At 41.9% G+C, this 21,137-nt stretch carries 21 protein-coding genes; 8 read left to right on the top strand and 13 right to left on the bottom strand.

From position 1 onward, the window contains the following. Positions 1-53: 53 nt before the first annotated feature. Positions 54-1,190: a 7,8-didemethyl-8-hydroxy-5-deazariboflavin synthase subunit CofH gene (gene cofH, locus AC5590_RS21235; RefSeq protein WP_169265412.1), complete on the bottom strand. Its 1,137-nt coding sequence runs from the start codon at positions 1,188-1,190 to the stop codon at positions 54-56. A gap of 702 nt (positions 1,191-1,892) precedes the next feature. Here cofH and AC5590_RS21240 point away from each other — a divergent pair. The 3 genes from AC5590_RS21240 (at position 1,893) to AC5590_RS21250 (ending at position 6,442) form a co-directional block, all read left to right on the top strand. Beyond that, positions 1,893-3,272 carry a hypothetical protein gene (locus AC5590_RS21240; protein WP_169265413.1) on the top strand — a complete coding sequence of 460 codons (1,380 nt, stop codon included), beginning with the start codon at positions 1,893-1,895 and terminating at the stop codon, positions 3,270-3,272. Positions 3,273-3,404: 132 nt separating this feature from the next. Beyond that, complete coding sequence (locus AC5590_RS21245; protein ID WP_169265414.1) at positions 3,405-4,652, top strand: glycosyltransferase; 1,248 nt, start codon at positions 3,405-3,407, stop codon at positions 4,650-4,652. Between the two features lie 59 nt (positions 4,653-4,711). Continuing rightward, complete coding sequence (locus tag AC5590_RS21250) at positions 4,712-6,442, top strand: glycosyltransferase family 39 protein (protein WP_169265415.1); 1,731 nt, start codon at positions 4,712-4,714, stop codon at positions 6,440-6,442. Here the strand turns inward: AC5590_RS21250 and AC5590_RS21255 are convergent, their stop codons facing one another. Next, positions 6,443-7,063 (bottom strand): YdeI/OmpD-associated family protein, encoded by a 621-nt coding sequence (locus tag AC5590_RS21255; protein WP_370460789.1) that lies wholly within the window; start codon positions 7,061-7,063, stop codon positions 6,443-6,445. Between the two features lie 226 nt (positions 7,064-7,289). Next, positions 7,290-7,895 carry a DUF3318 domain-containing protein gene (locus AC5590_RS21260; RefSeq protein ID WP_169265416.1) on the bottom strand — a complete coding sequence of 202 codons (606 nt, stop codon included), beginning with the start codon at positions 7,893-7,895 and terminating at the stop codon, positions 7,290-7,292. A gap of 118 nt (positions 7,896-8,013) precedes the next feature. Here AC5590_RS21260 and AC5590_RS21265 point away from each other — a divergent pair, with 118 nt between their 5' ends. Continuing rightward, positions 8,014-8,307 carry a hypothetical protein gene (locus AC5590_RS21265; RefSeq protein WP_169265417.1) on the top strand — a complete coding sequence of 98 codons (294 nt, stop codon included), beginning with the start codon at positions 8,014-8,016 and terminating at the stop codon, positions 8,305-8,307. Between the two features lie 181 nt (positions 8,308-8,488). Here AC5590_RS21265 and AC5590_RS21270 read toward each other — a convergent pair whose 3' ends face one another. After that, entirely contained in the window at positions 8,489-10,189 is a 1,701-nt protein-coding gene (locus tag AC5590_RS21270) for an iron uptake porin (RefSeq protein ID WP_169265418.1), read from the bottom strand. A gap of 154 nt (positions 10,190-10,343) precedes the next feature. Next, entirely contained in the window at positions 10,344-10,949 is a 606-nt protein-coding gene (locus AC5590_RS21275) for a Crp/Fnr family transcriptional regulator (RefSeq protein WP_417281513.1), read from the bottom strand. A 730-nt stretch (positions 10,950-11,679) separates the two neighbouring features. On the opposite strand from AC5590_RS21275, the gene AC5590_RS21280 reads away from it, so the two are divergent. Then, positions 11,680-11,826: a hypothetical protein gene (locus AC5590_RS21280; protein WP_169265420.1), complete on the top strand. Its 147-nt coding sequence runs from the start codon at positions 11,680-11,682 to the stop codon at positions 11,824-11,826. Positions 11,827-11,916: 90 nt separating this feature from the next. Here AC5590_RS21280 and AC5590_RS21285 read toward each other — a convergent pair whose 3' ends face one another. Further along, complete coding sequence (locus tag AC5590_RS21285) at positions 11,917-12,936, bottom strand: sulfate/molybdate ABC transporter ATP-binding protein (RefSeq protein ID WP_169265421.1); 1,020 nt, start codon at positions 12,934-12,936, stop codon at positions 11,917-11,919. A gap of 73 nt (positions 12,937-13,009) precedes the next feature. Here AC5590_RS21285 and AC5590_RS21290 point away from each other — a divergent pair, with 73 nt between their 5' ends. Continuing rightward, positions 13,010-13,597 (top strand): Crp/Fnr family transcriptional regulator, encoded by a 588-nt coding sequence (locus tag AC5590_RS21290; RefSeq protein ID WP_169265422.1) that lies wholly within the window; start codon positions 13,010-13,012, stop codon positions 13,595-13,597. Between the two features lie 11 nt (positions 13,598-13,608). Here the strand turns inward: AC5590_RS21290 and AC5590_RS21295 are convergent, their stop codons facing one another. From AC5590_RS21295 to AC5590_RS21320, 6 genes are all read right to left on the bottom strand, one after another. Then, the gene (locus tag AC5590_RS21295) at positions 13,609-13,899 is read right to left on the bottom strand and encodes an NIL domain-containing protein (protein ID WP_171976217.1); all 291 of its coding nucleotides are present in this window, start codon (positions 13,897-13,899) and stop codon (positions 13,609-13,611) included. 220 nt (positions 13,900-14,119) lie between these two features. Beyond that, positions 14,120-14,386, bottom strand: coding sequence for an NIL domain-containing protein (locus AC5590_RS21300; RefSeq protein ID WP_169265423.1), 267 nt, complete (start codon positions 14,384-14,386; stop codon positions 14,120-14,122). Positions 14,387-14,418: 32 nt separating this feature from the next. Then, complete coding sequence (gene cysW / locus AC5590_RS21305; protein WP_169265424.1) at positions 14,419-15,315, bottom strand: sulfate ABC transporter permease subunit CysW; 897 nt, start codon at positions 15,313-15,315, stop codon at positions 14,419-14,421. Then, positions 15,302-16,189 (bottom strand): sulfate ABC transporter permease subunit CysT, encoded by an 888-nt coding sequence (cysT, locus tag AC5590_RS21310; RefSeq protein WP_169265425.1) that lies wholly within the window; start codon positions 16,187-16,189, stop codon positions 15,302-15,304. Before cysT ends, cysW begins: the two co-directional genes overlap by 14 nt. Before the next feature lie 125 nt (positions 16,190-16,314). Beyond that, positions 16,315-17,460: a sulfate ABC transporter substrate-binding protein gene (locus AC5590_RS21315; protein ID WP_169265426.1), complete on the bottom strand. Its 1,146-nt coding sequence runs from the start codon at positions 17,458-17,460 to the stop codon at positions 16,315-16,317. Between the two features lie 173 nt (positions 17,461-17,633). Continuing rightward, positions 17,634-18,407, bottom strand: coding sequence for a class II glutamine amidotransferase (locus AC5590_RS21320; RefSeq protein ID WP_169265427.1), 774 nt, complete (start codon positions 18,405-18,407; stop codon positions 17,634-17,636). A gap of 401 nt (positions 18,408-18,808) precedes the next feature. Here AC5590_RS21320 and AC5590_RS21325 point away from each other — a divergent pair, with 401 nt between their 5' ends. Together AC5590_RS21325 and AC5590_RS21330 are read left to right on the top strand one after the other, a co-directional pair. Further along, positions 18,809-19,915, top strand: coding sequence for a sulfate ABC transporter substrate-binding protein (locus tag AC5590_RS21325; protein ID WP_169265428.1), 1,107 nt, complete (start codon positions 18,809-18,811; stop codon positions 19,913-19,915). A gap of 100 nt (positions 19,916-20,015) precedes the next feature. Next, positions 20,016-20,144: a hypothetical protein gene (locus AC5590_RS21330; RefSeq protein WP_256379368.1), complete on the top strand. Its 129-nt coding sequence runs from the start codon at positions 20,016-20,018 to the stop codon at positions 20,142-20,144. Here the strand turns inward: AC5590_RS21330 and AC5590_RS21335 are convergent. Next, entirely contained in the window at positions 20,141-20,833 is a 693-nt protein-coding gene (locus AC5590_RS21335) for a hypothetical protein (protein WP_211178465.1), read from the bottom strand. The two genes, AC5590_RS21330 and AC5590_RS21335, sit on opposite strands and share 4 nt — an antisense overlap. Between the last annotated feature and the right edge of the window lie 304 nt (positions 20,834-21,137).

Raw genomic sequence — 21,137 nt, forward strand, 5'->3', positions numbered from 1 at the left:
TAACTTTTCCCTCCCTCTGTTCCTTCCTCCCTTACACCAAGATCCTTCCCCCCTCATCCCACTCTTTGATATAAAGTATCTCGTTGTTGGTAAGGACGCCCTAGATCGGTGATAGCAGCTTGCAAGGTTTCAACTTCCATGTTGGTTCCACCTTGAGCACCTGCCATTGTCGTAATATGTTCTTCCATTAATGTGCCACCAATATCGTTGCAACCCCACAATAAAGCTTCTGTTGCACCTGCCAAACCCAGTTTTACCCAACTTGGTTGATGGTTAGGAATCCAGTTTCCTAAAAAAATTCGTGCAACAGCAGTCAGTAGCAGTGCATCTGCCAAAATAGGTTGATCGTGTCCTACACGATGACGTAGAGGTTTGGGGGCTTCTTTACCAACGAAAGGTAATATAATAAACTCAGTGATGCGAGCAGGGTAGTCTCGATCAATCGCAGTTTGTTGGAGCGATCGCAGTTTTTCCAAATGTTTAATTTGTTGTTCCGGCGTCTCAATATGCCCTGATAGAATTGTGCTCGTGGTGTATAAACCAAGTCTATGAGCTGTACTCACAATTTCCAGCCAAAGGCTTGTGTTAATTTTTTCTGGACAAAGAATGCGCCGCACTTGATCATCTAACACTTCAGCTGCGGTTCCTGGCATAGAATCAACACCAGCATCTTGCAAAGCGATAATCACATCGGCATATTCCAGTCCATCTTCTCGTGCGATGAATTGCACTTCTTGGGGAGAAAAAGCATGTAGATGCAGTTGAGGAAATTCTTGTTTAATCTTTTCCACAACCTTGAGGTAATAAGGCAGAGATTTTCCGTTCACCTTCGCCTGTAGGTTTAAGCCTCCCTGCATACAGATTTCCGTTGCACCCCGTTGCACCGCATCTGTCGCCTTTTCTAAAATACGCGCCCAATCTAACCAGTAAGCACCCTCCTCCCCCTCATCTCGCCGGAAAGCACAGAAACTACAGTGTTGTTCACAGATGTTGGTAAAATTAATATTACGGTTAATAACGTAAGTAACAGTATCGCCTGCTTGCCGTTGACGCAATTTGTCGGCTGTAGCGCGAATAGCACCAACTGCACTTTTGTCATTTTGTTTGAGTAATACCACTGCCTCTTCCGGAAATAAATCATACCCAGTTAAAGCACGTTCAAGAATAGCATCAACAGTTACAGTAACCACAGTTTCTCAAAAGCAAACCACATTTATTATTTTGACATTTTTGATAAGTATATCGGCACAAAATCAGACATACTTATCAAAAAATCTTATTTTTTGTCTGAGGCTATTCGCACATTTTGCAACTCTAATCATTGAAAAGTATTTAGAGATTTATGCAAGATGACTTTTTTAGCGTTGGGGGACAGTTTCCCATATTGGTAAACACTATTTAAGGTAAACCGCTTGCGACATCAAATAAATAACTTTACCAGAAGTTTTCTCTTATGGAAAAGGTATTATTGAATGCTAATTTACATCAACTGTTAACCAAATTTTAATCAGACTTTTTTATGCTAGAAAATTTTATTTGTCAAGAAGAAGAGTAAAGCTTAACGATATTTTTGATTTTTTTAAGATTTTGTCAAGAGTAAATCAAGCGATTTTATTTACGAACAGCAGTGTTATAATTTGCTCATTACGCCAGGTGGCATCAATTATACCTAGTTTGAAGTGGTCAGGTCTGGTGAAAGTAAGCCGCGAATACTTATTCACTAGTTAATTGGAAGACTATCTAGTCAGAAAGTAAACTCTAAAATGCATAGTACTATCACTTTCAAGTAGGTATAAGCTTTTACTGCTAAGTTCTGCTGTAAATTTAGTTCTCTAGCTTTTGGTGACCTATCCTTTCGATAGGGCAAACTTTGTAATGGCAAGTATTTAAAAATGATAAAGCACATTTCTCATAAAATATTCATCACTGTATTTATTTTGATTGCTCTTCATGCATCACCTGATGGACCTCAAACAAGTCGCTACACTGATAGCATTCACTCCTTTGTTAATTTTGGTACGTTTGCACTGCAAAAAGGATACCGATCTCATATAGATATTTTGCTGCTTAATAATAATGCTTACTCTGTTATCCCGCCCGGGATTCCAATTCTTTTGGCTCCTCTTTACTTTCTTCACCAAATGTTAATGAGGCTGATTGGTATTCCAGAAGGAGAAGTTTATTGGTCAATATTTGATATCTTATCGAACGTTTGTGTTAGCGCTCCTCTTCTTGGAATAGTGGCTGTCATAATGTTTAAGACTTTAGATTATTTCACGAATGATCTTGTCAAGAAATTATGGCTCGTTTTTACCTTCATCTTCGGTTCATTAGTTTTCTTCTACTCTACTAATGGGATTTGGTCTCATGTCTATACAATGTCGTTTATTTTTATAGCTTTTTATTTGATAATCCATCAAGCAAATGGATTTTTTATTGGGCTTTCCTTAGGCTTTGCTCAAATGGTTGATTATATTGCGATCGTCCCAATATCTTTATTAATTGGATTTTGGATATATTTAATGATTAAAGAGAGAAACTATACAAGTATGTTGACAAATATGTTGTTGCTATTGTTCGGTTACTCGATATTTTTAGGAATAATTATGTACTATAACCAAAGCATTACAGGGTCAGTGCTTCAAACTCCTAACTCGCTGTTCCTCAAACAGTTAAATCAAGAAGACTCTATCCAAAAAAGCATGTTTATGGTTCCTTCCTTAGGAACTATTTGGGGTTTGACATTCAGTTCATTTAGAGGAATTTTTCTATATTTTCCTATGGGTTTTTTATTTATTGGCTCTTTTGTAAAAAAGACTTACCAAAAAAATAATGTCATATTGTTCTGTTTTATATTCTTTGCCTTTATCTTTGTGTTAAATGCTTCTTACTATGCATGGTCTGGTGATGTTTGTTTTGGTCCACGTCATTTAGTGGTTGCTACCCCATTTATTCTTATCCCAGTGGTCTACTCTCCTCTAAAGTATATTAAGTTATTGGGGGTACTATCCATGTTTATTAATCTGGCTGGAGTCTCTACGATTCCGTCTAATAATTTACTTATAAATATAGCGATGTTTCTGTATCGAGGACCATTACTTCATTGGCAAGATTACTTCTACAAAGTTATTTTGCCTCAGTATTACAACATTCATCTCTCTTCAATGACACCATTCTTCATATATCTGGCAATAGGTTTTGTTCTTTACCTAATGTGGAAACCTAGTATAAATCAGCAAGACGTGCTGCTTAAAGATAGATTGATCAGCTAATGCGCGTCTGAGTGGTACTTTGTGAATAAAATTTATTTTAGTCAAGTACTATAAAACAACACCACCCAAAACCTGGTAAGGCTGTTATTAACAAAACCACTGGAAATCTGTTTACCATATCATCATTTCTAAATGAGTATCATCCAACCTAATTCCCTTTTACCAGTACCCACTGGTTCATTGCAGATATTAGAATCGTCAGCTGCAACAACAAACGCAAATACTGAACCCATCTTATTTTCTCTAATTATTCCCACCTACAAAGAAGCAGGAAATATCCAAAAAATCGTCTCTAGATTAAGCAACTTACTGGATGAATCTATACCAGGTAAGTACGAGTTGATAGTGGTAGACGACGACAGTCCAGATGGAACATGGAACATTGCACAGTCATTGATGACAGAATATCCCCAATTGCGGGTTATGCGACGACAGAGTGAACGGGGACTATCCAGCGCTGTGATTCGCGGATGGCAAGCTGCTAGTGGAAGTATTTTAGGAGTTATAGACGCTGATTTACAACATCCACCCCATGTGCTGCTGCAATTATTGCAAGCAATTGAGGAGGGAGCAGACTTAGCCGTCGCGAGTCGTCACATAGAAGGTGGTGGAGTCAGTAGTTGGAGTTTTGTCAGGCGTTTGTTGTCTCGGGGTGCTCAGCTGTTAGGATTGCTCATCTTACCAGGCGTTCTGTCAAGAGTGTCAGATCCGATGAGTGGTTATTTTATGTTCCGTCGCCACTGTATAGTCGGTAAAACCCTCAATCCGGTAGGATACAAAATTCTGCTGGAAACCATCGGGCGCGGAAACGTGGGCAAAATCGCTGAAGTTGGTTATGTGTTCTGTGAGCGCAAAGAGGGTGAAAGTAAGGTAACTTGGAAGCAATATGTCGATTACATCCATCACTTAATCCGCTTACGCTTATCCACAGGGAGACTCTCGAAATTTAGTCAAATTAGTCAACAATTCCCCATCGATCGCTTCCTCCGCTTTGGCTTGGTAGGATTATCGGGGGTGTTTGTGGATATGACAGTACTGTACTTGCTCAGTGACCCAACGACTTTGGGTTTCCCCCTAACACGCAGTAAAATCATTGCTGGGGAAGTGGCAATTTTAAATAATTTCTTGTGGAATGACATCTGGACGTTTGCTGATGTCAGCAGCCAGCAGCGGGAATGGCGTCAGCGTTTAAAGCGGTTTTTGAAATTTAACATGATTTGTCTTGCGGGATTGGTGTTGAATGTGTTGGTGTTGAACTTGGTGTTCAATTTCGTGATTCCTAACCGCTACGTTGCTAACCTGATTGCGATCGCTGTTGCTACTGTTTGGAACTTCTGGGTGAATTTGAAGCTCAGTTGGCGTGTGACTCAGGTAAAATAGAAGGGAACAAACAGCTATATGTTTTGAGTTATTAAGTTATGAGTGGTAAATCATAATTTATGAATGTCATTATCAAAACTCAAAACTCAAAACTCAAAACTCTCTTACTGCTGGCGATTTGGCTACTCATTGGTGTCGGCTTGCGTTTAACGAACTTGAGTGCTAAGCCACCTTGGACTGACGAGTTTTCTACTCTGGTGTTTAGCCTCGGAAATAGCTTTTTGCCAGTACCGTTAGATCAGCCGATATCTGTTGATGTTCTCTTACAACCACTACAACCACAACCTACATCTGGCATACAAGATGTATGGAAACACTTATCTACTGAAAGCAATCATCCGCCGCTTTACTTTTTCCTGACTCACTTGTGGATGCGGCTGTTTCCGACACATGAGGGTTTGGTGTCGTTGTGGGGGGCGCGATCGCTCGCTGCTTTTTTCGGTGCAGCATCTATTCCAGCTATTTATGCTTTAACTGGGCTAGCATTTCGTTCCCGTCTTGTCAGCCATTTAGCGGCTGCAATGATGGCAATATCACCCTACGGCATTTTTTTAGCACAGGAAGCCCGTCATTATACTTTAGCAATTTTATGGGTGATTGCTTCTTTTGCTTGCTTAGTCATTGCCAGTCGTCACATCCAAAACAATACTCCAATACCCATCAAGATAGCACTCTCGTGGGTGGTAATTAATGCTATTGGTATTGCGACTCATTACTTTTTCACTCTCACCCTCTGCTGTGAAGCATTAGTTTTGCTGTTTCTTGCCTGGCGACAGTGGACTAGGAAGACGAGGGAGATATCTCCTACTTCCTCATCTCCCTGGTTCCGCATCTACGCTGTGGCGGTAGGTACATTTGTTGCTGCTTTAATTTGGCTTCCAGTGTTTTTACACAATAGCTATGGAGGTAAGTTGACTGAATGGATTCAAGGTCCACGTACTGGGATGGCTTGGCTCAACCCAATATTTCAAGCGTTGGCGGCATGGATTACAATGATTTCTTTGCTACCAGTGGAAGCATCACAGTTAGCAGTTGTGATTGTTTCTGGACTAGTGATGCTGATTTTTTTCATTTGGGCAGTACCAATTTTAGTGCGTGGAATTAAAATTTATTTCAAACAACCACAAACCCGTTTGATGGTTCAAGTGTTTGCTGGTTTAGTTGTTGGGGCTATAGTTTTATTTTTTATTTTCACTTACTTTTTTGGTATTGATCTGACACGAGGCGCTCGTTACAACTTTGTTTACTTTCCTGCTGTGATAGTCTTAGTTGGGGCAAGTTTGGCAGTTTGTTGGCGTCATCCCATTTTGGAAAAAGGGAGATGGGGAATAAATGGCAAAAAAGCTGTGATTATCATTTTGTTGATGGGATTGGCGAGTGCTATCACTGTTGTCTGCAATTTGGGCTATCAAAAATACTACCGTCCAGACTTATTTGTAAAACTTATTGAACAAAGATCCCATGTTTCTGTACTCATCGCCACAACTCATAAAACTCACGTACAAATTGGGGAAATGATGGGGATAGCGAGGGAATATAAAATACAAAATTCTATACAAAATTCCAAATCCACATCACCGCTCTTTCTCCTTGCTCATCAAGACGAAGACGCCAGTATTTCCACGGTTGCACTCCAAAACACATTAAAAATGCTACCACGTCCTTTTGACTTATGGTTAGTAAACTTTTATGCTCCTCAACCTGAGGAAGTTAAAAACTGTGTTATGCAAGCGAAATCGTTACCATTCGTAGACGGCTACGAGTATAAACTGTATCATTGTGGCGATTAGTCATCGTGCTAATGGATTTTTGTTTTCTGCTGCTGAACTTATAGTTTGCTCAATTCTCTTCAACCTTGTCTGGGGACGTTTAGCACTGTCAAGCCAAAAGAGGATGTTCTTCTTGGATGAGTTACTAAACGCCTCAAAATACTTATTGGCAGTTTCGTTTGCTTCCAATGCTTGCTTTAAATCTGCTGGTATTATTAACGCTTCGATCTCATCTAAAGTAGTCCATGAACCATTTTGTTTTGCAACTTCAATCTTCTTAAAACCAGCCTCAGTCATCAAATCTTGTTCGATGAGTTCTTGAATATATTGCTTATTTAATTTTGACCACACACTTTTCGGTTTTCGGGGTGTAAATATTTGCATGTAACGTTCTTTGTCTAAGGATTTCACTTTACTGTCAATCCAACCAAAGCATAAGGCTTCCTTTACTGCTTCGCTATACTGAACGCTTGGTTTACCACTTTTTATTTTGTAGTAGATCAGCCATACACCAACACAAGTGTGATGATTTTTCTCCAACCATTCCCGCCATTCTTTGCGATCTTTGGCATAAACGGTTTCTAATTGCTTATCAAATTGCGACAAAACTCCGAACTTATCGGAGTTGAGATTATCAATCATAATCTGCCCTCACATCACTCTGACAGCAAACAAACTTAACGCTAAAGCAACAGACAACTCATCAACTAGCGTCACCACTGATAGCTTGAGTAGCCTAACTTATATCTTGCACCAGGGTCAAAAACCGGGTTTCTTGAGAATGACGACACAAGCCTTACTTTAATTTTCCGTTTATAAACCCGGTTTTTTAGGTCTTGTTGAGAATAGTGCATTCCGGTCAGCTAACTCACTTATCAAAACTTTCCGGAACACTCACTGATGACAAACCAGCGATCGCTCGTAAATTTTGGCTACGAATCAACTCAATAAACTCTAATCCAGAACGCCCTTCGATTTTTGCCACTCCTTCAATAGCAGATAACAGGTGTTGTGCGGCTTCAGCTTCTGAGTAACCCCGTCGTTGTGCAACACGAATGGCGGCTTGATCAGCGTCTAACTCTGTTTGCTGGGATCGGTTCGTTCGCCAAATGCGAACCATAGCCAGCGTAGTTAATCCACCAGCGACAACTATACCGACTGGATCTGCTTGGGCTGATTCTACAAAAGTACCCAAAATACCAGCGATCGCCATACCCTGATAAATGTCAGGTTTAAACCACTTGACTCCTATTAACCAACTAACAGTCCGCAATAGTAACAAATCGCGTTGCGCTTTTGTCAGGCGACGCCATAAATCAAAGTTAATATAGATTGGTCGTTCCCGATTCCAAGGTAATGGAAATGTTGCGTCAATCACTTTTGCTTGTTCCGGCTTGATAACGATTTTTGTCATCATTCGACCAGAAGCAGGCATTACATCTAGCAAACGGCGAATTTCAACGTTTGTTTCCATGTTAATATCAGCTTTCATACAATTTATAATATATGCTTATGCTTAGAATACATGGTTTATAGGCTTTCTATGTAGTCATTCATAATTGATATAGCTAATGACAAACGACTTATAACTAATGAATATAGATGCTTTTGCTGCAACTCCACCTGAATGGACAAACACAGGAATTCATGCTCATGAATTTTGCTGTCCTAGCTGTCACTCCAGTAGCTTAGAAGCTGTACAAGTCTGGATAAATCGTCGTTCGCCTGTGATGACGGAAAACTATCGTCGCAAATGGCAGGAGTTTTACCAGTGTCATTGTGGTTGCGTATGGTGGGCTTGGAGTAGCGATCGCCCTAAAATGAAGCATCCTTCGGACGATGACTCCTCCGGAACTGGTTCTCCAACAAATCTCGACGAGCAATAAACTTGCTCTAAATTATCTGCGTTTATTCGGCTGCGTCCATCTGCGGTTCTAAAAACCCCTAAACCGGATTTTTGCAAGAAATGCAACACTCATCAGTTGAGTCAAACAAAAAAGCCTGCTTACGCAGGCTTTTTTCACATAACCCCACCCTAAAGAGATGAGAGTTACCATAAAAATAAGTTTAGAAAGTAAAGGTAGTACGCAATGTACCTACATAAACGGTATCGTTCCTGTCGTTATGTTCTGGGTTGAAGATCACCAACACACCAGGAGTAACAGCAATGTTGTCAGTCAGTTGCAATCTGTACAGTGCCTCTAAGTGATATGATGTGTCTCTATCTTGACGACGAATACCGTTTGCTTGGATGAATTCGTTACCTGTTGTTTTAGGTGGTTGACCAAAGACAAAAGCAAGCACACTACCAGGTCTGGCAAAGTCTTTGAAAGAGAGGGTACCAGCCCAGTACTCAGAGTATGCATTGGCACCATTTGCAGCACCGCCCTTAGCTTCTGCTTCAGTGTAACCATACCAACCACCAAGGGTGATTTTAGAACCAAGTCTCAAGCTGGCTTCTACACCATAATTATCAGCAGTTAAAGCCGCGCCATTAAAGGGGTTATTAGCATACTGACTACCAGTACCGTCAAAAAGACTGATACCTCCCTTATTCTGATAGGTGCGAGCGTAGGTTAAACCGATGTTGAATGCTTGACTCGGCTGGAAGGATACCTGACCCAAAGCCGCATAGCTACCATCGAAAAGACCAAACCCATCGTTAGGGTTATTTGCAGTCAAATTAGGTGCACCTGCTACATAAGCTGCAGATACAGTGATAGGTCCTTTGGGATTCAATGTAAGTGTCGCACCTGAACCACCATTTCCTTGGCGGTAAATCGGGCTGAAACGACCGTAGCGGGAAATAGCACCTCTACCAGAGCTCGCGAGGTCTGGGTTGAAGGTGTTGACGTTTTCGTATAACTCAGCGCCAAATGCATCAATCTTGATACGTGCAGCGCTGCCTAGGTTGAAAGCATAATTGAGTTTGTCGAGTTCGATGTCATTGGAACCTATAGTAGTACCTCGACCAGACCCAGATCCCCTATCTCCGTCAAAGCTCAGACGGGTCATGCTAGTACCCGTAATGCTAGCTCTGTTTTGACTCGTACTTCCACCATCATATATAGGAGTGTTGCGAGCTTGCAAACGTGTTTGCAACTGGTCTGAACCAAAGAAGCTGGTGAGCAAGTTCAAACGAACTCGGTCGGAAAAAACAATGTTTTCTTGCAACTCGGCAGCCGTTGCTGTGTTAACTCCAGAAGGAACTGCCTGCCTTGCACTACCAAAAGCGTCAGATAGATTGAAAATCGCTTCCCCAACCAGTTTTGTTGTGGTAGAGAATTGATTTGCTTCCAACTCAGCAGTGCGAGCTTCTAAGGTATCAACACGACCACGCAGGGTAGCCAATTCAGCAGAGAACTCTTCTTGCAAGCGCTGCAAAGTAGCTAAGTCTTCTTTCCTGACTAAGTCAGCGGTTGCTGTTGCAATCAGTTCATTCACCCGATCCAAACACGCGTTCAAACCAGCAGCAAACTCATAACGAGTCAAAGCGCGGTTACCGCGATAGGTACCATTGGGATAACCCGCAATACAACCGTAGCGTTCTACCAGAGACTGCAATGCTTGGAATGCCCAATCTGTTGGCTGTACGTCGGAAAATTGGGATACAGATGTTACTTGACCAATGTTGTCTTGTGATGTCAGCACAGATACGGGAGTCACCTGTTCCTTGACTTCTCCAGCCATAGCGCTATTTGCTGCAAAAAATGTTGCCGCTACAACAACTGGGCTTAACCTTAGAATTTTTTTAGATAGTTTCTTCATGGTTTATGTCTCACTCACACCTACCGACTGAATTATGGTACTATTCCCTAATGGGTATATTTTTTTGGGGAATTTACTAATGACTTTCTGTCAGAATTGTACCAGATGTTAATGGTGACTAACACACAATTAATCACCACTTTTTTACTGTAGACTATTTAGATTCCTTATTTGATGAACATAGAATGACACGACGTTTGTGACGGATCAAGGTTCCCTCTTCTTCAAACTGCTGAAGCAAACGAGTCACAGTCACCCGTGTTGTATTTAAAACTTCTGCCATCTCCTGATGAGTGACATTGAGATCGATCAGTTTTCCTTGCTCCACATCGCGGCCAAACTTTGCACTAAGCCAACTAAGGAACTGCCATAAACGCAAGCAAATGGGCTTGCGATGTACAATGCTAAGTAACTCTTCTGCCTGTTGAATGTGAGACAATAAGGCGTTTACATCCTGACTCCATAAGTGAGGTGGCAGTGCGGTCACTTCTACGCTAGTTAAACATTCAATCTGGTAAGGCTTGACTCTAGACAAAGGATAGCCAATCAAATCCCCAGCTCCCCAATAACCTAAAGTGATAAACGTTCCATCTTCACTCCAGGTTAATGTCCGAACTGCTCCGCGCTCAATCCGCCACAGTACGTCATTACGTGCTGGAAGGATTTCGCGACGTGTAAACAATCGTTGTGGCAGTTGTCCAGTAGAAGAAGAAGAATTATGAGACTGGGCAGAATTATGAGAACGACTTGTGGAATACATCATGGGGTTTTGTCAAGTAAAACTAATTGAGCAATCGACTGAGAGGTTATTGAAGCCATCCCAAGGATTTGGCTTTTAGCATTCCCTTGTAGAGAAATTGATTCAAGTTATCATACCCGTGCTCTTTGCAATCATGCTCTACCAAATGAGAATTTTTAGCACTTGAGAGACTCTGGGGATTTCATGCCGCAAGTTGGTTGACTATAATAGAGAAACAACAGAAAGTGATTTGATGACTAACAATCAAACTCTATAACATTGCTGGGAGCACGCTTACCAGCAAGTAAAGGGATGAGTGTGTGCTAGGTGTGTTAGAAAAAGTAATACGATGAAGTTAGGTTTAGAGTTTGTAGTCGTTGTCTGAGCATAGAATCATTGTCGTGTAAAGTCGATTCTTTGCGTTATTTTTTTTTATAAAGATTTATTTAGAAATGCTAGAAATTGCAGATTTACGTGTATAAAAAATCATTTTTTTTGAAAGAAAAATAAAACCTTGCAGCAAAGGATAGTAGCTTTTACTGAATGGTTTGTCAAGACACCTGGGGTTTAGAAACACCGACAACTACGGGTTTGAGCAGATCATCAGGTTTTTTGCTGGCTCAATTGGAACCAATTGGAATCTGAGGAGTTTGTAAAAATTCTTTACCTAATGTGGTGATGATGATCAATGCCTCTGTACCTAGATTATGATGCCGCTTACAGCAGCAATTCCTGAGTCACCAAGTCAGAAGTGAGCCAGCGCGGACGCTACATGCCTACGGAGGAAGACGCCGTGGTTTCCAACGCCAGTACCTACGGAGGGAAACCCTCCGTAGGTATTGGCTCCCTATGGCGCTGCGCCACGCCTTACGGTTATCAAATTCATGTTGCTTGCTAGCGCTCCCTGCTGGAGCATCGCGCACAAAAAATGTTACAGATGACCAGAACTAGACCTTAGTTTTGGTCAAAAGCGCTACATTTCAACTTCTCATCTCACCCCTAAAGCCGGAAAAACTTTTGCCTGCTTCGATGTAACATAGACACGCTGCTCTTCCTTAAGGTTGAGCTTATTAAACTGGTCACGAGTGAGGAAAGCATTTACTGTTTCTCCAGACTTGAGAACTAACTCAAGGCGAATTTCCCATCCTAAGTTAAGAATGCGCAATACCTTGGCAGGTGTCCCATCCTCAGTCGGGCTGGTCTGAATCAAAACGTCATGAGGGCGTAAAAAGATTTGCTCGTTTGTTCGAGAATTTAAATCCCTATCTGGTAAAACACCAGAAGTAGGTGGAAGAACATTCACTGGACCAATAAAGCTCATGACAAAAGGTGTTGCTGGCTGGTCATAAATCTCAGCAGAGGTACCAACTTGCTCTACCCGACCTTGATTCATCACCACAATTTGGTCTGCAACTTCCATTGCTTCTTCTTGGTCGTGGGTGACAAGTACAGTTGTCACATGAACATCTTCATGCAGTTTTCGTAAGCTCGCCCTTAATTCCTTACGGACTTTAGCATCTAACGCTCCAAAAGGTTCATCCAACAGCAATATTCTCGGCTGAACCGCCAATGCTCTTGCTAGCGCCACCCGTTGGCGTTGACCTCCAGAGAGTTGGGAGGGATAGCGATCGCCAAATCCCTGCAACCTCACCAAATCCAGAAGTTCCTCAACTCGCGGTTTAATTCTATTTTTGGCAAACTTGCGGATTTCCAAGGGAAAAGCAATGTTCTGGCGCACTGTCAAGTGCTTAAACAAAGCGTAATGCTGAAACACGAAGCCTATTTGGCGTTCTTGCACCGATTTGTATGTTGCATCTTCACCAATTAGCCAGATATGACCAGAATTAGGAACTTCTAACCCCGCAATCATCCGCAACAAAGTTGATTTTCCAGATCCAGATGGTCCTAACAGCGCCACAAGAGAACCTGTTGGAATTTCTAAACTGACGTTATCAACAGCAAGGAAAGAGCCAAACTGCCTAGTTACATTCTCAACAACAATGCCCATAGTAAGATCCTTCAAGAAACTGATATTGTAAAAAAGTACGGCTTGTCTATCGAAAAGCGAGAATCAGATGACAATGTCTATTTCATCACGTTTTCAAAATCCTCCTGAACAAAACACCAAACTTAGCTTTAAGGCCCGTTCATTCTTACCCCTGAAGCACAATAGTTTGTTAAAAATTGAAACGGGAGTTGTGCGAATTATCACTTGGCATGAAGATGGTACGCTTGTGACTTTGGGTATTTGGGGACCTGGAGATATCGTTGGTCAAGCGTTTTCTAAACTTGAACCATATCAGATAGAGTGTCTAACTAAAGTAGAGGTAACCATAGTGCCTTTAGAAGGGTGGTTTCCATTCACGGATGTTATGCTTGCCCATATTCAACAAGCAGAAGAATTGATGATTATTCGTAGCCATAAAACAGTGGAAGTCATGCTTATTAAACTCCTAGGTTGGTTAGTAAAAAAATTTGGTCGAGAGGTAAAAAGCGGACATCTCATTGACTTACGCCTAACTCATCAAGATATTGCTGATATGCTTAATTCAACTCGCGTGACAATCACTCGCGTCCTCACTCAGTTAGAGGAACAGGGGTTGATTCATCGTCTTCCCTTGCATCGGATTGTCTTAAAAGAAGAAGAACTTTGGCACTATGAAATATAGCTGTCCATGCGTTAGCAAGACCAGCCATCTCCTTCAGTGTTTGGCTTACCTACAATTTTTAGATTTAAAGATTCCAGGTAAGCTAAACCATGCCTAATTTGTGCTACTGTCCCACGAAGTTCCAAGTCAAAGCATCCCTCTCCATTGGTCTGTTTTCCTAGCATTGCGCCCGTAATATTAACGACTAAACCATAAATGGCAATCAGGCGAGAAATCACAGGTTCTTGTTGGTAATGTCCGGGAATCTGTAGGCGTAAGCGAATCTTTGTGATACTGCTGCTTTTAAAAACTGCTGTAATCATAGTTATTAATAATTTATAATTTATCACTTTTAGTGAGTCATTAGATCTTTGACAAAAATAGGAGATTTAAAGATATTTGAAACCGCAGACCAACGCAGAGCAATAAAGATAGATTGTTTATGTACTTCTGGTGTTTGTCTGTGGTTTCAGAAAAACTTGACTTTTCTAATAGACTCAATGAGGTCTATTAACTTAGTCATTACAAATTACGAATGAATCATCACCAACTCCCTGTGTCGATGTCGTGCCAAATTTCTAGATTCAAGTCATTGATGTAGATCAACGCACTATCAATTTGTGCAGAAGTTCCTTGTAAATCTAGGTCAAACCAACCATCTCCAACACCATTAGAACCCAACATAGCAGCTGTGATATTCACAATGAGACCATAGTCTGACACCAAGCGAGAAATGACAGGTTCTTGGTGATAGTCTTTTGGAATTCTGATCCGAATTCGTTTGTGGGTGAGCTGATTGTCTGAAACCATAGGTGAATTTACCCCTTGACTAACCATCTGCTTTAATGTTTTACATTTGTTTTCTTACCTGTATTCCGTTCCACAATCTCCTTCACCACCAAAGTCACGACTGCAAGCAGTCCTAACAAGACAGCAGCCGAAAACGCTGCTTCAGTTTGATACTGTTTGTAGGAATCCTCTATAAATAAAGGTAAGCTCTGAGTTTTGCCTTCAATGTTTCCAGAAACTACCGAAACAGCACCAAATTCACCCATTGCTCTAGCGTTGGTTAAGAGTAAGCCGTAGAGCAAACCCCAACGGATATTTGGCAAGGTGATGCGCCAAAATATCTGCCACTCATTTGCACCCAGCGTTTTCGCTGCTTCTTCTTGGTCACCACCTATCTCCTCTAGAACGGGAATCACTTCACGCGCAACAAAGGGCATACTCACGAATGCTGTCGCCAGTACCATCCCCGGAAAAGCGAAGATAACTTTGAAATCCAATGCTTGTAAAGCTGGACCGAACCAGCCATTGCGCCCGTAAAGTAGTACAACCATGAGTCCTGCAACTACAGGCGAGATAGAAAAGGGCAGGTCGATAATGCTTAAAAGAAAAGCACGACCTGGGAATTGGCGGCGGGCGATCGCCCAAGCTGCACACAAACCAAATACTGTATTTATAGGTACAGTAATGACAGCCAAAGCTACCGTCAACCAAGCTGCATGAATAAAATTGGGTGCGCTGAGGTTAGAAAAGAAGGTACCAATTCCACCTTTAAAAGCTTGGACGAAGACATTGATAGCAGGAATATAGATTACCAAAGCCAAATAGAACACTGCGATCCCAATCAAAATGACTGGCGCAATATTTCTTGGTTTAACACGCTTTTGAGTATTTGGTTCTGCTCCTGTCGTTGAATGAAAATGTGGTTGTGGAAAATCATCACTTTGCGTCATATCTTCGTCCCCAAGCTTGTAAAAGATTAATTCCCAGCAGCATTACCAACGAAATTATGAGTAACACCATCCCAATAACTGTGGCTCCAGAATAGTCATACTGCTCTAAGCGCTGGAAAATAAGCACAGGTGCAATTAAGTCATTGAAGGGAGTGTTGGAGGCTACAATGACGGTCGAACCATACTCCCCGACTGCACGAGAGAAACCCAAAGCAACACCTGTCAATATCGAGGGAAATAACGGTGGTAGAATAACCTTCCAGAAAGTTTGCGACTCAGATGCACCCAAGCTCCAAGCTGCTTCTTCAGTTTCCTTTTCCATCTCTAGCAGTACAGGTTGTACTGTTCTGACGATAAATGGTAAGGATATGAATATCATTGCTATTGCTACACCTGCGCGAGTGAAAGCTATCTTGATCCCAAATGGTGCTAATAAAGAGCCAATCCAGCCGTTGTCACTGTAAACTGTTGCTAGGGTTAGCCCTGCTACTGCCGTTGGTAATGCAAACGGTAAATCTACGGTGGCATCAAGCAAACGCTTAAAAGGAAAATCGTAGCGAACGAAGACCCAAGCAATAAGTGTGCCAAAGACACCATTGATGAGACCTGCTGCTAGGGCTGTTAAAAAAGTGACTTGGTATGTCGAGAGCGCAATTTCACTGGTGGCAATTTCCCAAAACTTAGCAGGAGGTTCAGTACCTGCTTTCAGTAACATCGCAGTTACTGGTAAAAACAACATTACAGCTAAGTACAAGAAAGTAATTCGCCATGTCCAGGGAAGCTTAGCCAAACCAACCAGGTAGCTCTTCCAACCTGGAAGTTTTCGACGAACCTGTTTTTCCTGTGAAGATGATGGAGGTGAAGATATAGTCATAAGCAGTGAGTGAGAAAGTAGGGAGATGGGGGAGTGTTAGCGTTTGCGCAGCGCCCCCTCCGGGGCTAGCAAGCCGTAGGCTGGGAGAGAGTCATTAGTGATAATTTATGACTAATGACTAATGACTATTTTTTTGCTTGAATTTGGTCAAAAACAGCCCCATCTTCAAAGAACTTCTTCTGAATAGAGTCCCAGCCACCGTAATCTTGAACTGTACCTAGACTTTTGACCTTGGGATATTTGCTAGCAAGTTCCTTGGTCTGTGGAGTTTCTTCTATAGGTCGGAATCCCACTTTGGCAAATTCCTGCTGTGCTTCTGGAGTGTACAAGTATTTGACAAAAGCTTCAGCAACTTCCCGATTTCGGTGTTTATCGACGTTCTGATCTACAATTGCGATTGGATTGTCGATGGAGACGTTTACATCAGGAATGACGTAATCTACTTTTTCGCCCTTTTGTTGCGCAAGAATAATCTCGTTTTCGTAGTTGATTAGCGCATCCCCTTGACCCCGCTTAGCAAAGATATCAGTTGCTTCACGAGCATCTTTTGTTAAAATAGGCACATTTTTGTACACCTTGGTCACAAACTCTAGCGCTTTTTGATCTCCTCCTCCTGTTTTCGCGACAGAATTCCAAAGCGCGAGGAAGTTCCAACGAGCTATACCAGAGGTTTTGGGGTCAGCGGTAATTAACTTTACGTTATCCTTTGCCAAATCTGCCCAAGTTTTGAGACCTTTTGGATTACCTGGGCGAGTGACTAATGCAGCAACAGATTTGGAGACAATGGCATTATTGGGAAATTCTTTCTCCCATCCTGGCTCAATTAACTTAGCCTTCTGAATCTTGTCTACGTCTAACCCAAGTGCTAGGTGAACAACATCTGCTTCTAAACCATCAATCACAGCACGGGTTTGAGAACCAGAACCCCCATAGCTTTGATCAAAGGAGACATTCTGGTTATGTTCTTTCTTCCACTGTTCGACAAATTTTGGAATAATAGCGTCGTGAGCTGCTTTTGTGACGGCAAAAGAAACAAGAGTTAATCTCACATCTTGGTTATTTGCAGCCACAGGTTTTGCAGTGGAACCACCTGCATCAGTGCTAGTGGAGGAATTACTCGCACCGTTACCAGAGCAAGCGGCGATCGCTACACTCAAACTTACTCCCACCAAAAACAGTGACAGAAAGCCTTTTATAGAATTCAGCCTAAATTTATGAACGATTTTTAAGAATATTTGCTTTGATTCTAAGATCTGCTGCCAAAAACTCATGTTGTTTTTCCCTGACATTTTACGGCATAGCGCTAAGTTAACCGTATTTATAGCGTATTGTGAGATATAATACATAGAATTTGCCGAAAATGCAAGAGAAATTCATCACTTTCTTGATAAGAAAAGTGGAAGTTTTTGGGAGCTATTGCCGGAGAAACTGTTGCGGGAAGCAGCTATGGAAACTTATGAGGTAACCCATCTTGAAAGACTAGCAGTTCTCCGGGGAGGATTTGCGTCCAGACTTCGTTGTCAGTTAGAGGAGTGGTGGCGATGACAGCAACGCGATCGCTTGGACTGGTCAATTCACTAAAATCAACAGTCACGTCTTGGTCAATTAAATGAGCCGCTGCAAAGGGCGCTTGACGTACGATGTAGCTGAGTTTTGTTGAGCAGTGAGCAAAAAAGTGTTCGCCATCGGAAAGTAAGTAGTTAAAAATACCTTTTTGTGCTAATTTTTCACTGACTTCCTTAAGTACTGAGTAAAGTTTCTCCAAAGGAGGCTTTTTCTGAGGAAAATATTCTCGAAATCTTTCCAGTATCAGGCAAAAAGCTTTTTCACTATCGGTGTTACCTACAGGTTGATAAAAACTAAAGTCTTTAGGATCAAAACCTGGCAAATCTCCATTGTGGGCAAATACCCAGTATCTTCCCCACAGTTCACGACGGAAGGGATGGCAGTTTTCCAAAGTAACTTTGCCTTGAGTTGCTTTGCGGATATGAGCAATTACGTGAGTGGAGTGGATAGGATAGTGTCGCACAAACTCAGCGACGGGAGAGAAAACAGAGGGTTTGGCATCTAAAAAAAATCGGCATCCTTTCCCTTCAAAGAAAGCAATTCCCCAACCATCGCGATGGTCGTCAGTTTTGCCTCCCCGCGTCGAAAAGCCCTCAAAAGAAAAGCAAATATCAGTTGGTACATTGCAATTCATTCCCAGCAGTTGGCACATGGATGTTGAAACTCTGAATTTTAGACTAGTGGCTGGGATCAAGATAATCCAGAATCGCTCAATTGATCTGGTACGAATGTTTCATTCCACAAAAATTCACTCTTCAGTTCTGTAGGAACGCTTCACGGGCAGCGATTGCAACCCGTTACCAATCAAAGAAACACTCTTGAGGGAAAGAGAGAAGGAGGGAGTGAAATCAATTGAAGGACGTTGTTAGTCGGGGAACTCGCCTGCAGTACTGCGTTGCTCACACTTGGTTTGAAAAACTGACTTCTGTTAATCGCGAGTCATGGTTACCACAGGTACTTGATTTTTTAATCAGTCTATGGAACTGTATTAAATCAATAAACACATTTTTCAGTCAAATAGCCGTACTTTTATTTCTGGAGCAATTTTCAATCATGGATCTAATCAAAACTTGGAAGTCTTGGTCACAACCTTGGCAAAAGTCTTCAACCCGTGCCCGTACCCTGTTCATTGCTGCGGGTTTAAGTGTTGGCGCAGTCATACCTGTCTATGCAGGAGCGACTCTACAAAACCCAACTTCTAAGCCTGAACTCATCAGTCAGAACCAAAAACCACTTGAATTAACTCTGGTTTCCTACGCTGTAACCAAAGAGGCTTACTCAAAAATCATTCCACTATTTGTCAAAAAGTGGAAACAAGAGCGTAAACAGGACGTCACTTTTCGAGAGAGTTACGGTGGTTCTGGTTCCCAAACACGAGCAGTCATTGATGGTTTGGAAGCTGATGTAGTAGCGCTGGCGTTAGGACAAGACGTGAACCAAATCCAGAAGGCAGGGCTAATCGGTCCTAACTGGGAAAAAGAGGCTCCTAACAATGGGATTGTTACTAAGTCCGTGGTTGCGTTGGTGACTCGTAAAGGCAATCCTAAACAAGTTCGTGATTGGAACGACTTGGTTAAACCAGGAGTTAGCGTCATAACTGCCAATCCTAAAACTTCTGGAGGTGCCCGTTGGAACTTCTTGGGACTGTGGGGTGCAGTGACTCAAAATGGAGGGGATGACGCAAAAGCCCTCGATTACGTCTCTAAGGTTTACAAAAATACCCCTGTGCTGCCAAAGGATGCGCGGGAAGCCAGTGATACTTTTTACAAGCGAAATCAAGGGGATGTATTGTTGAACTATGAAAATGAAGAGATTCTAGCTAAACAGAAAGGTGAAGCTGACAATGCTGTGGTGATTCCTCAAGTCAACATTTCCATTGATGCCCCGGTTGCTGTGGTAGACAAGGTGGTGGATAAACGCGGTACTCGTCAAGTCGCAGAAGCTTTTGTCAAGTTCCTGTTCACACCAGAAGCACAACGGGAATTTACGAAAGTAGGGTTTCGTTCTGTGAACTCTACAGTAGCTAACGAAACACAGAAGCAGTTTCCGAAGGTTGGCAAACTCTACACAGTTTCAAACTTCGGAGGCTGGGACGCAGTTCAGAAGAAGTTCTTTGCAGATGGAACTGTTTTTGACAAGATTCAGGGAGGAAGACGCTAAAAAATAATACGGTTCAGTTAGTAGCTGTGGGCTTATCTGAACCGTATTGCTCTAAAAAAAGCTTTATTGGGTAAAAGTGTCAGAGAAAATAATTCACCCTATGGCTAACGCCACGCCTTACGGCTATCGGGTTCGCCAGATGCCTACGGAAGAGCCAGTACTGCGGGAGGGTAACCCTGGTGCAGGTATCTGGCGTTGGAAACCCTCATCAAGCACTGGTCTCACCTAATCAATCGGTGCGTTGGGAACTTGTGCGTCTATTTGCGCTTGAGACAAATAAGGAACTGCTGGGTTTAACTCGCCTACACTGAAAACACCAGCAGGAGGTGCATTCAATTCAATCTCGCCAGTTAATGGATTGCTTCTTACAATTAAGTTCGTTCCATCCACAATCTTGACATATAGAGGCTGCCTTGGCTGTTGCTGTTGATTTTCTGCAACGGGATTTTCTGTAACGGGATTTTCTACAACAGGATTTTCTGTAACAGGAATGCTTATACCAGCTACGTTCACACCACTCGGCAGGTAAATGCCATCACAGTCCCATTCATCGTCTGTCTTTCGACCATTTCCCAGGTAAAAGAGGGTGTTGGCAGAAGAGCCATATTTGCTGGGTTTATGAGCGTAAACAGCTAATGTCCTTCCAGTTTCATTGCGACAGACGCCCCAGTCCTCTGTGGTTTCCATAATATACTTCTGGAATTGCAAATCAGAGATGCCCTTCTGAATTTGCTCTACGGTATTGTAACCAGCTGCTGATGGGTTATTTCTTGCCTGCAAGAGTTGATTAAGTTGTTGAGTAATCTGAGCATACTCAGGACTCTTTTCGGCAATTGGATCTGCAAATGAAGGCTGAGCAATAACTAGATTGAACAGCAGGAAAAGAAACACTAAAATTGGCTTGAATATTTTCACCATTTTTCTCCTTTTTAACAAGAAATAGTCTTTTCCACTAAAAAGTATGTTATTCTGCCTGAAACATTTTTTTACAAAATGCACTTGTTGACCCTATGATATCTAACCACCTTTGATGGCATCAAATATTCTTATTTATCAAAATCATAAAAGTCATTTCTTAAACTTGAAAAATAAAAAGTCAGCAAATGTCAATAGACGAGCTACATAGCACAAAATTCTAACAAGCACAAAGAATACACTCGAAATGACTATAGCAATCCTATCTGATTTTTGTGAATCACAAAGTAGAGACGCTTAACGCTTA

Origin of the sequence: Brasilonema octagenarum UFV-OR1 (assembly GCF_963888615.1) — a bacterium.
Lineage (GTDB): Bacteria > Cyanobacteriota > Cyanobacteriia > Cyanobacteriales > Nostocaceae > Brasilonema > Brasilonema sennae.